Annotated in this window: 19 protein-coding genes; 16 read left to right on the top strand and 3 right to left on the bottom strand. The window is 35.6% G+C overall.

Annotation, left to right across the window (positions count from 1 at the left end):
* Nucleotides 1-9 precede the first annotated feature (9 nt).
* The 10 genes from OQ268_RS01945 (at nucleotide 10) to OQ268_RS01900 (ending at nucleotide 8625) form a co-directional block, all read left to right on the top strand.
* On the top strand, nucleotides 10-576 hold the full coding sequence (locus tag OQ268_RS01945) for a cytochrome c oxidase subunit 3 (RefSeq protein WP_265854376.1): 567 nt from the start codon (nucleotides 10-12) through the stop codon (nucleotides 574-576).
* A gap of 31 nt (nucleotides 577-607) precedes the next feature.
* Nucleotides 608-1315: a cytochrome c oxidase subunit 3 gene (locus OQ268_RS01940; protein WP_265854375.1), complete on the top strand. Its 708-nt coding sequence runs from the start codon at nucleotides 608-610 to the stop codon at nucleotides 1313-1315.
* 25 nt (nucleotides 1316-1340) lie between these two features.
* On the top strand, nucleotides 1341-1688 hold the full coding sequence (locus tag OQ268_RS01935; RefSeq protein WP_265854374.1) for a cytochrome C oxidase subunit IV family protein: 348 nt from the start codon (nucleotides 1341-1343) through the stop codon (nucleotides 1686-1688).
* On the top strand, nucleotides 1688-2383 hold the full coding sequence (locus tag OQ268_RS01930; RefSeq protein ID WP_265854373.1) for an SCO family protein: 696 nt from the start codon (nucleotides 1688-1690) through the stop codon (nucleotides 2381-2383). The genes OQ268_RS01935 and OQ268_RS01930 overlap by 1 nt, the downstream gene beginning before the upstream one ends.
* A 27-nt stretch (nucleotides 2384-2410) precedes the next feature.
* Entirely contained in the window at nucleotides 2411-2953 is a 543-nt protein-coding gene (locus OQ268_RS01925) for a DUF420 domain-containing protein (RefSeq protein ID WP_265854372.1), read from the top strand.
* A gap of 411 nt (nucleotides 2954-3364) precedes the next feature.
* Nucleotides 3365-3637: a hypothetical protein gene (locus OQ268_RS01920; protein ID WP_265854371.1), complete on the top strand. Its 273-nt coding sequence runs from the start codon at nucleotides 3365-3367 to the stop codon at nucleotides 3635-3637.
* 3 nt (nucleotides 3638-3640) lie between these two features.
* A complete protein-coding gene (locus tag OQ268_RS01915; RefSeq protein ID WP_265854370.1) occupies nucleotides 3641-4036 on the top strand; it encodes a DUF983 domain-containing protein in 396 nt (131 codons plus the stop codon).
* 70 nt (nucleotides 4037-4106) lie between these two features.
* A complete protein-coding gene (locus OQ268_RS01910; protein WP_265854369.1) occupies nucleotides 4107-4769 on the top strand; it encodes a DUF2461 domain-containing protein in 663 nt (220 codons plus the stop codon).
* Nucleotides 4770-4816: 47 nt separating this feature from the next.
* Nucleotides 4817-5656, top strand: coding sequence for an OmpA/MotB family protein (locus OQ268_RS01905; protein WP_265854368.1), 840 nt, complete (start codon nucleotides 4817-4819; stop codon nucleotides 5654-5656).
* A gap of 173 nt (nucleotides 5657-5829) precedes the next feature.
* Entirely contained in the window at nucleotides 5830-8625 is a 2796-nt protein-coding gene (locus tag OQ268_RS01900; protein ID WP_265854367.1) for a lantibiotic dehydratase, read from the top strand.
* On the opposite strand, the gene OQ268_RS01895 is transcribed toward OQ268_RS01900, so the two are convergent.
* On the bottom strand, nucleotides 8609-9730 hold the full coding sequence (locus tag OQ268_RS01895) for a sensor histidine kinase (protein ID WP_265854366.1): 1122 nt from the start codon (nucleotides 9728-9730) through the stop codon (nucleotides 8609-8611). The two genes, OQ268_RS01900 and OQ268_RS01895, sit on opposite strands and share 17 nt — an antisense overlap.
* A gap of 141 nt (nucleotides 9731-9871) precedes the next feature.
* On the opposite strand from OQ268_RS01895, the gene OQ268_RS01890 reads away from it, so the two are divergent.
* From OQ268_RS01890 to OQ268_RS01870, 5 genes are read left to right on the top strand one after another with little or no spacing between them, the layout of a single operon-like run.
* Nucleotides 9872-10015, top strand: coding sequence for a hypothetical protein (locus OQ268_RS01890; RefSeq protein ID WP_265854365.1), 144 nt, complete (start codon nucleotides 9872-9874; stop codon nucleotides 10013-10015).
* Nucleotides 10016-10026: 11 nt separating this feature from the next.
* Nucleotides 10027-10173, top strand: coding sequence for a hypothetical protein (locus OQ268_RS01885; RefSeq protein WP_265854364.1), 147 nt, complete (start codon nucleotides 10027-10029; stop codon nucleotides 10171-10173).
* A gap of 11 nt (nucleotides 10174-10184) precedes the next feature.
* Entirely contained in the window at nucleotides 10185-10331 is a 147-nt protein-coding gene (locus tag OQ268_RS01880) for a hypothetical protein (RefSeq protein WP_265854364.1), read from the top strand.
* Between the two features lie 11 nt (nucleotides 10332-10342).
* Nucleotides 10343-10489, top strand: coding sequence for a hypothetical protein (locus tag OQ268_RS01875; protein ID WP_265854363.1), 147 nt, complete (start codon nucleotides 10343-10345; stop codon nucleotides 10487-10489).
* Between the two features lie 19 nt (nucleotides 10490-10508).
* Nucleotides 10509-10655 carry a hypothetical protein gene (locus OQ268_RS01870; protein ID WP_265854362.1) on the top strand — a complete coding sequence of 49 codons (147 nt, stop codon included), beginning with the start codon at nucleotides 10509-10511 and terminating at the stop codon, nucleotides 10653-10655.
* Nucleotide 10656: 1 nt separating this feature from the next.
* Here OQ268_RS01870 and OQ268_RS01865 read toward each other — a convergent pair whose 3' ends face one another.
* A complete protein-coding gene (locus OQ268_RS01865; protein WP_265854361.1) occupies nucleotides 10657-11400 on the bottom strand; it encodes a LytR/AlgR family response regulator transcription factor in 744 nt (247 codons plus the stop codon).
* A gap of 754 nt (nucleotides 11401-12154) precedes the next feature.
* Between OQ268_RS01865 and OQ268_RS01860 the strand changes: the two genes are divergently transcribed.
* Complete coding sequence (locus OQ268_RS01860; RefSeq protein WP_265854360.1) at nucleotides 12155-12643, top strand: type I restriction enzyme HsdR N-terminal domain-containing protein; 489 nt, start codon at nucleotides 12155-12157, stop codon at nucleotides 12641-12643.
* A gap of 139 nt (nucleotides 12644-12782) precedes the next feature.
* On the opposite strand, the gene htpG is transcribed toward OQ268_RS01860, so the two are convergent.
* On the bottom strand, nucleotides 12783-14669 hold the full coding sequence (gene htpG, locus OQ268_RS01855) for a molecular chaperone HtpG (protein ID WP_265854359.1): 1887 nt from the start codon (nucleotides 14667-14669) through the stop codon (nucleotides 12783-12785).
* Nucleotides 14670-14755: the final 86 nt, after the last annotated feature.

Genomic DNA, 14755 nt, shown 5'->3' with positions numbered 1-14755 from the left:
ATTTTAACAATGGAAAACATTCAAGATACATTTGATCCAAAGCCACGGAAATTCATCATCTGGCTATTTGTAGTTTCCTCTACGATTATGTTTGGTGGGTTTACGAGTTATTACCTGGTTTTTTCGGCATCTAAAGGAAAAGGCCATGGATTAATACTCCCTGATGCATTTATTTATAGTACAGTTGTGATTGTTGTAAGTAGCATCACGCTTATGCTAGCATCCAGAGCTGCCAAAAAGCTAAATTATTCTTCGCAGAAATTGTTATTGTGGTTAACTGTAACATTAGCTATCGTATTCGGCGTTATGCAATTTAAAGCATGGGGCAGTATGGTTGCAACTGGCGCAACACTGGTAGGCAATAACGCAGCAATATCTTTTATTTATGTGGTATCTGGTATCCACTTATTGCACATTATAGCAGGTGTTGGATTGATATTTAACGCATTGGCAGGTAGCTACAAGCAAATTTCACCAGCTAAACGCAATTACCGAATGGAAATTGCCTCTATTTTTTGGCATTTTATAGATATATTATGGATATATCTGTATGTTTTTTTACTTTTGAACCGTTAAATTTGTTAACAAACTATTATACTATTTCCAAATGAATTCAGTATCACAATTAGATCAAGTTAAAACCGGGCCATGGAATGGTGGCCGTTCTCCGTGGTCGGTAGAATATGGCAAAATCATGATGTGGTTTTTCCTCTTGTCAGATGCTTTTACCTTTTCATCATTATTGATCTACTACGGCGCTCAGCGCTTTTCCAAATTAACCTGGCCTGATCCGGATTTAGTTTTCCAATCGGTACCGGGTTTGGCAGATGGTGGTTACCCACTTGTGTTTGTGGGGATCATGACATTTATATTAATCATGAGTTCGGTAACTATGGTACTGGCAGTAGAAGCTGGACATAGAAAAGCTAAAAAAGAGGTAATCTGGTGGATGATTGCAACCATTATTGGTGGCTTTATGTTTCTAGGTTGTCAGGCTTTAGAGTGGACCCACTTACACCATGAAGGTTTCTGGTGGGGACAAATCCCTTCATCCGAAGAGTTGAAGCATTTATTTTCAGGCGATGTATCTTTAGTTGCAGCACAACAGTTCGCTAACCTATTCTTCACAATTACTGGCTTTCACGGTTTTCACGTATTTAGTGGTGTAATGATCAATATCATCATTTTAATTATGACTATTAATGGTACGTTCGAGAAAAGAGGACATTATTTAATGGTCGAAAAAGTTGGTTTATACTGGCACTTTGTTGATTTAGTTTGGGTGTTTGTATTTACATTCTTCTATTTGGTTTAATTTATCATCTTATAAAAATATTATTATGTCAGAACATCACGCACATACAGAAGGACATGAGGAACACGCTGGTTTATCAAAAGGAAAAATTTGGCAGGTTTTCGGTATTCTTTTGCTTATTACAGTAATTGAATTTATTGTTGCCCTATGGGTATTGCCAAACGGTTACATGTCTCATCACATTGGCAATTTCGTATACATCGCTTTAACACTTTTAAAGGCATTTTATATCGTAGCTTATTTCATGCACTTAAAGTATGAGAAGCTGGGCTTGCAACTTTCTTTGACTGTTTCATTTATTTTCATTATTTACTTTATTGTTTTAATGTTAATTGAGGGTGGATTTTTGAATATCCATATGATGAATCATTAATGAAGAGAAATCCCATTAAGAAAGTATTAATCCTGGTAAGCATTTTAGCTATACCGGGATTTTTGTTTTTTTACTTGTTGCCCCACTTCGCTAAGAATAGGTATAAGAGCCTTCCAATTTTTGGAGATAAAGTTGTTGCTTCTACTTTTCATTCTGTAAAAGGGAAAAAAATTCCTGATACTATTTACCATCAGATACCAGATTTTAAGCTCATAAATCAAAGCAACGATACAATATCTTGGAAATCTTATAAAGATAAAATACTTGTTGTTAACCTATTTGATGCAGGAAGTGGAGATCGGCCAACCAATAAATACATAAGAGGGCTTTCTAGTAGTTACGAAAACAAGCCTTTGGTGCGATTTGCAAGTTTATCTGTTAATGCCATTGATCAAATTAGTTTAAGAAACTTCTCTGATCAGTTTAACGTGTTGTCTGCTAAACTAGATCTTTTAGCGGGAGACACTGTTCAAGTTTACCCTTTAATAAGAAAAGGTCTCCTGCTCGATGTGGTGGCCACAGGTACCCCTCAAAAGCCATCCTTTATCTATAGTAATAAAATTCTATTGATAGATCATCTTCATCGCATACGTGGCATTTACGAAGGAGATAACCAGCAAGCAACTGAGAGATTGGAAGACGAGATTAAAGTGCTTATTGCTGAATATTTGAGAACTTTGAAAGATGGCAGATAATTGCCTTTAAAATATGTTAATGTTTGCATGGAAAAGACTTCAGTAGAAAAAAAATATAACAAATGGATTGTGGTTTTGTCTATTGCCATTCCACTGGTTGTTGCGCTTTTGTTCGGTGTAAATTTGAGAAAGTTAGGCTTCGATGTTAAGCCGCTTTCCATTCTTCCTCCTATTTATGCATCTATCAATGGTTTAACTGCCATAGTTTTGGTCATAGCCGTTTGGGCCATCAAAAACGGGAAGCGAAAGCTCCATGAAAACCTAATGAAGTTCGCCATTTGCTTATCTGTTGCTTTCTTAGGCATGTATGTTGCTTACCACATGACATCCGATTCTACTAAATTTGGTGGAGAGGGTGCTATCAAATATCTCTACTACTTCATTTTAGTTACCCATATCTGTTTATCTGTAATTATAATTCCATTTGTGTTGGTTACTTATGTTAGGGCACTTGCGGAGCGATTTGATAAACATAAAAAAATAGCAAAGATTACTTTTCCAATGTGGTTATACGTTGCTGTAACAGGTGTAATTGTATACTTAATGATCTCACCGTATTATAATTTCTAAAACCATTAAACGCTTTGCCCTTCCTGATGATGCAAATTTCAAGGTGAAGCATGATTAATTCCCTTAGCGAAGTTAATAGGTTTTAGTTTCTGCAGATAGAAGCCGAATTACTTGTCCATTTCATTTTTATTTATGGGTAAACGCATAGTTTAGCTTATATTCAAGTATAATTTGTTCTTATTGAATGGTGTTGCCTTTATGTCTGTTGACCAATATTGGCACCATTATCTCACTAACCCAACAACAGGAGCATTGATGGCGCAGTTTAAAAGTGTAGAACATCAAGATTTTATCTTTACCGGAAGTATATAATATTATAAATTCGCTCCCGATATACCCCTCCTCACAGCGGGTTTTTTTATGACATAATTTTTAAGTTCCTCCAAACGTTTATTCAGTATATTTGTATCAATGAAAAAGAAACTGACTTTTATCTTATTCGCGCTAGCTTTTGTAATGTTTTTTTCTTTAAATGTTCAGGCACAGTGTGCTATGTGTAGCATTAATGCAGAACAGGGCGTTAAGAATGGTAATACCGTTTCAGCTGGTTTAAATACAGGCGTACTCTATTTGCTCGCTATCCCTTATATTATGGCAATGGTGGTAGGTGTAGTGTGGTACAAAAAGTACCGCAAAAAAAATGTTCACCTGGAAATGAAAAAGGAACCCTTTCATTTGAACTAGTAAATGGCATCTCAAACCTCAAAACTTTCTGCTATTATTAATTGTAAATGCCCACATTGCCGTAGAGGAGATGTGTTTACAGGTAGCATGTATGGTTGGAACATTCAGCATACTAAAGAAGTATGCCCACACTGCGGACAACGCATTGAGATTGAACCCGGGTACTTTTACGCAGCCATGTACGTTAGCTATGCCATGAATGTGATAGAGATGTTAATGGCTAGTTTCGCAACATACCTTGTTTTCGGGCCTTTAACAGATGCTACCTTTTGGCATTACCTCATTGTAATATTCGCGGGTTGTTTTATTCTTTACCCATTCAACTATCGATACTCCAGGATGATACTTTTACACGTGCTATCGCCCAATATTAAATATAAACCGTATTACGATAAGTAAGCAGTGTTTGCTTTATGATGGGGTCTAGGTACAGATATTTCCGATTGCTCCATCATGTAAATCAATCAATATGTTACAAAAAGATACATTAAACTTTATAAAAGATGTTAGTGAAAACAACAACCGCGAATGGTTTGCTGCAAATAAACATCGATACGAAGAGGCGAAACAAGATGCTTTGAATCTGGTATCGGCGCTGATTCCAAAGCTTGCAAAGGTTGATCCGCTGATATCTGCTGAAACGGATGCTAAGAAGAGCTTGATGCGCATTTATCGCGATGTGAGGTTTAGTAAAAATAAAGATCCTTACAAAAATAATTTTGGGATTTGGTTCTCTGCGAAAAATACTGGTGGTAACCAACCTGGTTATTATCTTCATATCCAACCTGGTAAAAGTTTCATTGCTGGTGGATATTGGATGCCCGAGGCACCGCATCTAAAATTGATTAGGCAAGAGATTGACTATAATATAGGTGATTTTAAGGAGATTATTAATGATAAGGCATTTAAAGCAAACTTTAAACTTAGCACTGGCAATGCGCTTAAAAACGCACCCAAAGGATATAATCCGGAAGATCCAAATATCGAATATTTGAAGTTAAAGAGCTTTGAAGCCACTATGCCATTAGCAGATGAAGCGTTTCTGAAATCTACAATAGTTGATAAGTTGATAAATTCTTTTAGCATGGTTCAACCATTAGTTGCATTTTTACGAAATGCCATAGACCAATAGCGTATTAGCTTCGCGTCGACATTGAAATTCAAACTTATCGTATCAAAATGAAAAATACTTTTCTCGCTTTTGCAATATTACTAATTATCTCGGCTACAACTTCTTGCGTGGTTTTGTCACCTAAAAAATATAAGGCTCTACTAGGTAGCAAAGACTCTCTTTATACCGCCTTCAACGAAGGTTTAATAAAAATTGAGAATCTCGAAAAAGAAGTTGCTAAACTAAAGAAAGACACCACAATGATGGCGGAAGAACTTCGGGATTTGCAGAATAGTTATAACGATATGGATGCCAGCTATCAAAAATTAAAAAATAATTCTACTTCTGAGATTAGTAAACTATCTGGCGATTTGGCAGCCAGAGAGAAGCGGTTGAAAGAGGTGGAAGAAGTTTTGCGCAAGCGCGATGAAGCAACCAATGCTTTAAAAGAAAAATTGCAGCAAGCATTGCTTGGCTTCACTAAGAACGGCCTTACAGTAGAAATTAAAAACGGAAAAGTATATGTGTCCCTTACCGACAAGTTATTGTTTCCATCGGGAAGTATTATTATTGATGACAAAGGGAAACAAGCCTTAACGCAACTGGCTAACGTATTAAAGCAACAACCAGAAATCAATATCGCTGTTGAGGGGCATACCGACAATCAAAAAATTAATAACCTGGGTCAAATAAAAGATAACTGGGATTTAAGTGTGCTCAGAGCAACCTCTGTGGTAAGATACCTAACAGAAAATGAAAAGGTTGAAAGTGTTAGGATGACTGCAACTGGTAAAGGTGAATTCCAGCCTTTAGGGTCTAATGCTAACGCTGATGGCAGGAGCAAAAACAGAAGAATTGAAATTGTACTGTCTCCGAAATTAGATGAGCTGTACAATCTAATTAAGTAAAAGCTAAAATTCTATACACGAAGTCCTGATGGTCTACAAGCTATTAGGACTTTTTTTGTTGGTATTTTTCGCTGAAATACAGCCGAATTAGCCTTGTGTACCTGGCATTTTACTTAGTTAATTAATCGATTTTAAGATTAATCTTTGTAATTTTCGCCTCGTCAATCCCTTTCATGAAACTTCATACATTCCCAAAACTAATTTTTAGAACACCAAAGTTCTCTTATCAGGCCAATTTATCAGCTTCTTGGGAACAACTAAAAAGCGCAATAGCCATATCTTCTAATGATTTTTACCAAACCATAAAGGATATCAAGGCTGACGAGTTAAATACACTTCCTCCAAAAATTTATTTCACCATTTGGAAATATTTCAACAGAGCTAAGTATCGCTCTACCCCATACGGAACTTTTGCCAGTTTTACCCTTTTAACAGATGCGATTAAGGATAATCCGGAAGAAATCGTGATCAATGAATCAGAAAAGGTCCATCAGTTTATCGATTGGCCCTATAAAAATCAGTTACAATTTAACCCAACAGATATAATAAACCACAATTGTTACTTATTTAGCAATAGTAGCCACTACGAGACCATTGATGGACTAAGGTATATCGCTTGCACAGATGGTATTTTTGAACTGGCCGAAATTGGTAAGGATGAACAAGTAAAGTTAGTTTTAGATGCTTGTTTGGTGCCAATTAAGTTCAATGATCTTGCGAATAAACTTCATGTAGCGGAAAGTGACGAACAACAGTTGCTTTCTTTACTCCAGGATATGCATGCTTTGCAGTTGATTTTCACAGATCAGGATCCCAATATTATCGGTGAAGATTATTTCAAAAGAATTGGCGTAGCACAGCCGACTGATTCTTCGGGCTATTTAATTGCGGAGCGGATAGCAAACCAGGGAGCTCTTGATGGAAAGCTTTTAAAAGCCATCCCAAATATGATCGACCTTTTACAAATAATAGTGCGGAACGGCGAGCGAGATGCGCTTCAGCAATTTGTTAAGCGGTTTTCAAAAAAATTCGAGCAACAGGAAATCTCTTTGTTAGTGGCCTTAGACCCAGAGATGGGGGTTGGATATGACGAACTGGAACAGGCAGGTGAAAATGACGATTTTGTAGCTCAATTTACACGAAACAAGGGCGTCGAAAAAAATAATAGTTTAAAGGAAGAAATCGAGAAATACCTTTCGAAACAATCTTTTGAAGTTGGAAAAACTTTGTTTTTGAATAAACTACCTTTGAATTTAGTTGAAAATCCTAAGCCATTACCTAACTCCTTCAGCCTACTGATGTCTGTTGTAGACGATTTGCTTGTGGTAGATCAAATTGGTGGTACAACTGCTAATGCATTAACCGGGCGTTTTTCTCTTGCTAGTCAACAAGTAGCGCATTATTGCAAGGAAATTGCCCAAATAGAGCAAAATGCTAATCCAGATGTTGCATATTTTGATGTAGCTTATATGGTAGAAACCAACGTAGATAATATCAACCGAAGGAAGCTTATTTACGACCATCAATTATCAATTTTAAACTTCGATACATCAATTGACCCACTATCGTTAGAAGATATTCAAATTTCGGTTAGGGGCGGGCAGGTTATTTTAAGGTCTAAAAAACTTAATAAGCGGATAGTCCCCCGCATGGCTTCTGCTTACAATTATACCAGATCTGATTTGTCGGTATTCAGATTGCTATGTGATTTGCAATACCAGGCAGTTAATTGCAGTCTTTCGTTACCATTAGATGCAATATTGCCAGATTTGACATACTATCCGAGGTTTCAATTTCAAAATATTTTGCTTAGTACCCAGAAATGGCGGGTTCAAAGAGAAACCTTCTATACTGGGAAGGTGCCGATAGGTGTTACGGATTGTAGAAATTATTTGAAGTCTTTACACATATCTAAATACTTCAAAGCAGGTGTATCAGATCAAACTTTATGCTTCGATATTGATAGTGATGATGACTTGATTGCATTTATACGTTACATGCAGAAACAGCAAACTATTTACCTGGAAGAAGTTATTTTACCAGGGGAAAGTTTAGTTAAGGATGGTGATGGTAAGCCTTATCTGGCCCAATTTATTCTAAGTCTAACTCATCAAGACAATATCTATAAACCTGTTAAACCTGGCGAGTCTACTTCCCACGTAAAGCGCTTTTTTCTTCCGGGAGAAGAGTGGCTCTACTTCGAGATTTTCTGCCACGAGCAAAGGAGTGATGAAATTTTGGCAAATGTTATCGATCCATTTTTAAACGAACATTCAACAGAAATCGCATCATGGTTTTTTATCCGCTACAACGAGAATGGAAACCATTTGAGGGTTAGGTTCAAGCTTGCCAACCAACACCAGGCAGCGTTGCTTACCTCAGCGTTTTATGAATATCTTAATCCGTATTTAACCGCTGGATTGGTATCTGATGTTCAGCTAAAGACCTATAAAAGAGAGTTGGAACGATATGGCGTAACCTCGATTGAAATGGTAGAAGCACACTTCATGCTCGACAGTGCATTTGTATTATCAATTGTACCGGCACAACCAGATGGTTTTAGCAAGTACAAATACGCTTCTTACCTGATAAATTATCTTCAGCAGGCTGAAATTTTCAGTTCAGATGTGCTTTCAGAAATAGTCAAATGGATGTCGAACAGTTTCAATACCGAACATCAATTAAATGCGTCAGACTATAAACGGCTTAACCAACAATACCAACTCTATAAATCGGCACCAATCATTCCGCTAGATCAGCAACAACAGGTATTGTTTAGCAAATTGGCTAAATCCTTCGCAGAGATAATTATGCAGGCTGAGGAAAGTAAAAAAAGAACAATGCTAACTGATCTGATCCACATGTTCGTGAACCGGATGTTTAATAAAGAACAGAGAACGAATGAAATGATTATGTATTATTTTTTGCTTAAGGATTTGCAGCGAAAGACTGCTATTGAAAAGAGTTAAGTTTCGCCAATGGATTGCTTACCGTAACATCTATTTCTGTAATGTATCGGTTAAGTGGATCTTTATAATACCTAAAAATGTAATCGTCTTTGTAGAAATTATTTAGCCTTTTAGTAATATTCTCTAAACCAACGTGGTGGCTCTCATGTTCTTTGCCTTTATTATCATTTACCATATTTATGGTGCTGATGTTCAAATTACTCTGGCTATATTCTATTCTGATAAGCGCAGCTTGCGTAGAATGAGATACATTCCCATGTTTAAACATGTTTTCTACCAGGGTTAATAAAATAAGTGGTGGAAACCTTAGGCCAAATAAATCGCCATTAATTTCTAATGAGATATTAACGGTGTTGGCGGTGCGCAGCTGATGTAGGTTTATGAGATGTTCTATTTGCTCTACTTCTTCACTCAGAGGAACCAATTCTGATACTTCGGGGCGTTTCAGGGCATAGCGCATCATTTCAGATAAATTCATAATGGCATCTGCTGCCATCGGAGCCTTTTTACGTGCATCGTTATAAATAAAGTTTAACGTATTAAATAAGAAATGGGGATTAATCTGGCTGCGTAAGAAATTATTTTGAGATTGAACCAAATCTGTTTCCAAGGCCTGCTTTTCTATCTGTGTTATGAGGTTTTGTCTTTCAAGCGCTTCGACTCTTTTCTGGTCGGAAAACGACTTTAATATATATACATAACCAGTAGCATAACCAATGTAAAGTAATGAGCGGTATATACATGAAAGGATGAATGCTTTATCGAATGCCCTTTCCGGATTTTTAGCGATAAGATGTATCTGCTCGAAAAGTAAAATGAGTATATAAGTAGAAATTACATATGCAAAAATCATTGCTACTATCAGCAACGTGATTTTCAAAAACTTAAGCGATTTAGTGTCACTCCTTAGGATTTTTTCTAAAGCCAAAGCATAAATGTAGAAGGTACTTATACTTACTAAGTATACTACTAAGTAAGCTGCAGGCTGCCTAAAACTATTAGTAACTAAGCCTAGTATAAACACTTCGTAAACGATGTACAAACTCCAAACTAGGAGGTGGAGTTTATATTTCTGATACAATTTTCTAGTATTAAATAAGGTCATTTTTTAGCGTTATATCTATTTAATTAGTGGTTTTATCTTCAAAAAGTGATGCTTTGTGTAAAAAAATGGTCAGCAATTTATCTTCAGTGCATCTTTACAGAAATTAATAACAACAACAATAATCTTTAAATCTTTCCTATTATGAAAACTCCTAACCTAGTGAAACTTTCAAAAAAAACAGTGTTTGTTTACAAAAATGTAAAAGCTCAAAATAATTTTTCTACCAATCCAACTGGTGACATGAGCCACTCTGTAATGACAAGCTTTATCGTTGACAACTTATAATATCTACCAAGATGAAAAATCAAAATACACCAAATAAAATTTCTAAAAAAACAGTGTTTGTTTACAAAAATGTAAAAGCTCAAAATAATTTTTCTACCAATCCAACTGGTGACATGAGCCACTCTGTAATGACAAGTTTTATCGTTGACAACTTATAATATTTACCAAGATGAAAAATCAAAATACACCAAATAAAATTTCTAAAAAAACTGTGTTTGTTTACAAAAATGTAAAAGCTCAAAATAATTTTTCTACCAATCCAACTGGTGACATGAGCCACTCTGTAATGACAAGTTTTATCGTTGACAACTTATAATATTTAACAAGATGAAAAATCAAAATACACCAAGTAAAATTTCTAAAAAAACTGTGTTCGTTTACAAAAACGTAAAAGCTCAAAATAGTTTCTCTACCAATCCAACTGGTGATATGAGCCACTCTGTAATGACTAGCTTTATTGTCGATAATTTATAATACATTAGTTGTTAGAATCATGAAAAATCAATCCCCGAGTGCAAAAATTTCTAAAAAGACAGTATTCGTCTACAAAAACGTTAAATCTCAGAACAGTTTCTCTACCAATCCGACTGGCGACATGAGTCATTCAGTTATGACCAGTTTCATTATAGATAGTTTTTAATTTATTGACTTCTGTTAGATTTTAATAAACTACTCTGTACATAGGCGAAAAAAGCTTCTTTGTAGCCTTCCCCGATTTGAATCATTTCATTATTAACCAGGCGGATGATATTGCCATCTACCTTTTTAATCGCAGCTTTAGCCACGATATTTGATTTGTTTACACGAATGAATGCATGGTTTTCTAAAGCCTTTTCAATCTCCTTTAATGTAAGATAGGTTGTGTGCGTTTCGCTCTTGGTAATGATTTGTATATAATTTTGTAATGCTTTTATGTAAAGTATTTCATCAATCGCAATATTAGAAAAAGCATACTTATGATCGCCTTTGATGTAAAGGGCAGCCACCTGATCTGATTCTTTTGCTGCAGCCTTGGCATTATTTGCTTCTTTCTTTAAAATTCGATCTATCCCTAGCGCAAATTTCGCGAACGATATTGGTTTAAGCAGGTATTGGTCTGATTGAACATCAAAAGCCTGCAACGCGTAGTCTGGATGCGCTGTTGTGAAAATAAGATATTTAGCTTTTTCTCTTATATTTTTTGCCAGTTCTAAGCCGTTGATTCCCGGCATATCAATGTCCATAAATAATAAATCGATCTCATCATCGATACTAATTTCTGTTAATGCCTGGATGGGGCTAGTAAATGTCTTGAAGATTGTTAAACCAGGCATTTCGGCAATATGGTCGGTAAGTACCTCAATTGCATGCTGTTCGTCATCGATAACAACGCATTTTAGATTCATGGTGTTTTATAATAAGAGTGCTGGAATGATTTCAATGCAAGTTAAATAAAAATTGGATTGTATTGGCCTTTCAAACCTAAAAAAAAACGGGTATGGTTTCGTCTAAAGAACTTGGGTGTTCGTGTAAAATACTCCATGGTTGATGTAAAAAAATCATTACCCTCTAATATTTTTCTAATCTTTAAAATGTTTGCCAAAAACAATTAACCAGCACAGGTTTGTGTGCAGGTTAAATTAACATTTGCCTGCCCAAGTTTGTATAGCCTGTTGATAAAAAGTTTAAAGAAACAGGCCATGCAAGATTGGGTTAAAGAGTTGAAAAAATAAAAGAGAAATACAAAGCAGAGACTTAACTCATTGTTTAAATAATTGTCCCAATGTTTGTTAATAAATACCTGTACTAACTCTAATGAGGTAATGTACATGTATTTGAACGGTTGATTTTGATGAAAGATTTAGTTTCTATACACAATTAGATTCTTAAATCTTGTAAACTTCAAAAACGGTAAGCATTGATGTTTTTACTAAAGATGCTTCAAATCATTTTTAACATTCAGGACTTTTAGCGGTAGAGATTAAGGATCGGATAGCTTACTTTCAAATTGGGTGCATGCATTAAATTTGAAAAATTGAAAGATAATGGCGCCATTTTAATGAAGGCTTTATATGCGAAAAAGCTGGTGATTAAAGCATTTGCAAGCGCTTAATTAATGTACAACCGAAAAATTAATACATCTAAAACATACATATTACCATGGAACTTAAAGACGAAATCGGCCAATTTGCTGTAAGAATCAAAAAAATGCTTCCACAAGTTCAATCAGAAGATCTAACTAGGAATGCTTTAGTTATGCCTTTTATTCAAATCTTAGGATTTGATCCTTCAGAAGTTCAATCTGAAGCTGTTTTAGATTTTGGAGTAAAGAAAAGCAAGAAGGTTGATTACACCATTATGAAAGATGGAGAGCCGACGATTTTGGTTGAGTGCAAACATCATGAAGATAGTTTAGACATACACGACTCCCGTTTATCTAAATACTTCCGTAAAACAAAAGCGAAATATGGTTTACTTACCAATGGCCTAGTTTATCGCTTTTATACTGAAAAAATGGTTAAATCGAAGAAAAACCAAGAACCATTATTCGAGTTTAAGTTAACTGATACAAAAGCAGCAACAATTGCTAAGATGATTGAAGATCATAAAGATTACTTCAACGTTGAGCAAAAATCTGTAGCTAGCTAACCCTATTTTATTTTAATCTAAGAGTTCCCGAAAAATTCTGAAAAATTAAAGTCCTGATTGATTTCCGGACTTTTTTTTGTCCCAAAAAAAAAAGGAGAAACCTAAGCTTCTCCTTTTATCAACTAATATGTTAATCTAACTAAATCAGAGCCACACTTCTGCTTACGAAAGCAGTAAGCTCTGCACCAGTTAGCATACCTTGGGCTAGTAAAGCTAAATCTACTGCTTGTTTCGCAAGGTTTTCCTGTTCATCGCCACTAGTCTGTAAAATCTTACTCACAAGTTTGTGGTTTCCATTTATAGCTACTTTATAGCTATCTGGCATTTGCCCATAAAAACCCATTCCGCCACCCATAGCAGCCATATCTTTCATGCGACGCATAAATTCATCCATGGTAATGGTAACAGGCAACTCATCAGGATTCAAGGCTACAACTTCAACCTGCATCCCTGGTTTTGTAATTGCTTTCTCGAAAATAGAAGTAACTTCTTTCACCTGATCTTCACTCAATACATGCTCATTTACCTCATCTTTGTCAATCAATTTATCAGCAACACTCGAATCGACACGTTTAATAGATGTTTTTTCGAGTTTTTGCTCTAGTTGATTGATGAAGTGGTTATCTATAGGCGAATCCAGCACCAATACATCGTAATCTTTTTTATTTGCCGACTGGATAAATGCATCTTGCTTTGCAGCATCGTTAGCATATAAATAAACTACTGTTCCATTCTTATCGGTTTGCAAAGGAGCTACCTTTTCTTTGTATTCATTTAGCGTGAATAATTCATTTTTAGTATTGCCTACTAACGCAAAATCTTTAGCCTTATCATAAAACTTCTCTTCACTAATCATTCCGTATTTTACGAATAAGCCAATGTCTTTCCATTTATCTTCGAAAGATTTACGGTCTTTGGCAAATAGCTCTGCCAGCTTATCGGCAACTTTTTTAGTAATGTAGTTGTTTATCTTTTTAACATTACTATCGGCTTGCAAGAAACTACGTGATACATTTAATGGAATATCTGGAGAATCGATTACGCCATGTAATAACATTAAGAACTCTGGTACAATATCTTTAACCTCATCAGTAATAAATACCTGACGCGAATAGAGCTTAATTTTATTGCGTTGCATTTCAAAATCGTTTTTCAACTTAGGGAAATACAAAACGCCTGTTAAATTAAAAGGATAATCTACATTAAGATGGATCCAGAAGAGCGGTTCTTCGCTAAATGGGTAGAGCTCTCTATAAAAATTAAGGTAATCTTCATCTGACAAATCTGCAGGAGCTTTTGTCCAGATTGGATTAGTAGTGTTGATAATGTTGTCTACAGTAACATCTTTATACTTTTTCTTACCCTCTTCATCTTCGCCATCTTCTACCGACTCAGTTTTTGTTCCGAACTGGATAGGCACAGGCAAAAATTTAGCATATTTATCTAAGATTTCCTGCAGCTTGGATTCAGCTAAAAACTCTTCCGAATCTTTATTTACATGCAAGATAATATCTGTACCACGCGTGGTTTTATTGCCTTCAGTAATCTCAAATTCTGTACTACCATCGCAAACCCAGCGTGCAGGTGCAGCGCCATCCTGATAAGACAAAGTCTGAATTTCTACTAAATCTGCAACCATAAAGGCAGAATAAAAACCTAAACCAAACTTACCAATGATCTCATTTGCATCTTTTGCGTCTTTAAACTTTTCAACAAACTCACTTGCGCCAGAAAATGCAACCTGGTTGATGTATTTTTTGATTTCTTCGGAGGTCATTCCCAAACCATTATCACTTATGGTAATGGTTTTTGCATCTTTATCGACTGCAACTTTAACTAGGGGCTGTCCTACTTCTCCATTAAACTGACCCAGCGAACCTAGTCTTTTAATTTTCTGAACTGCATCTACCGCATTTGAAACAAGTTCCCGAAGGAAGATTTCATTATCAGAATATAAAAACTTCTTAATTATAGGGAAAATATTCTCTGTGTGGATGGAAATGTTTCCTTTTTCTTGTATGCTCATATGTAATTAAATTGTTTAATCTGAATTACACATCACAAGCCTTGTTCCAAAGCATGTTATTTGCCAAAATGACAGCATAGTTTTCA

It is taken from the genome of Pedobacter sandarakinus, assembly GCF_026240095.1.
Classification (GTDB): Bacteria; Bacteroidota; Bacteroidia; order Sphingobacteriales; family Sphingobacteriaceae; genus Pedobacter; species Pedobacter sandarakinus.
The sequence above is the reverse complement of the archived record's forward strand: the minus strand, read 5'-3'. Positions and strand labels throughout refer to the sequence as shown.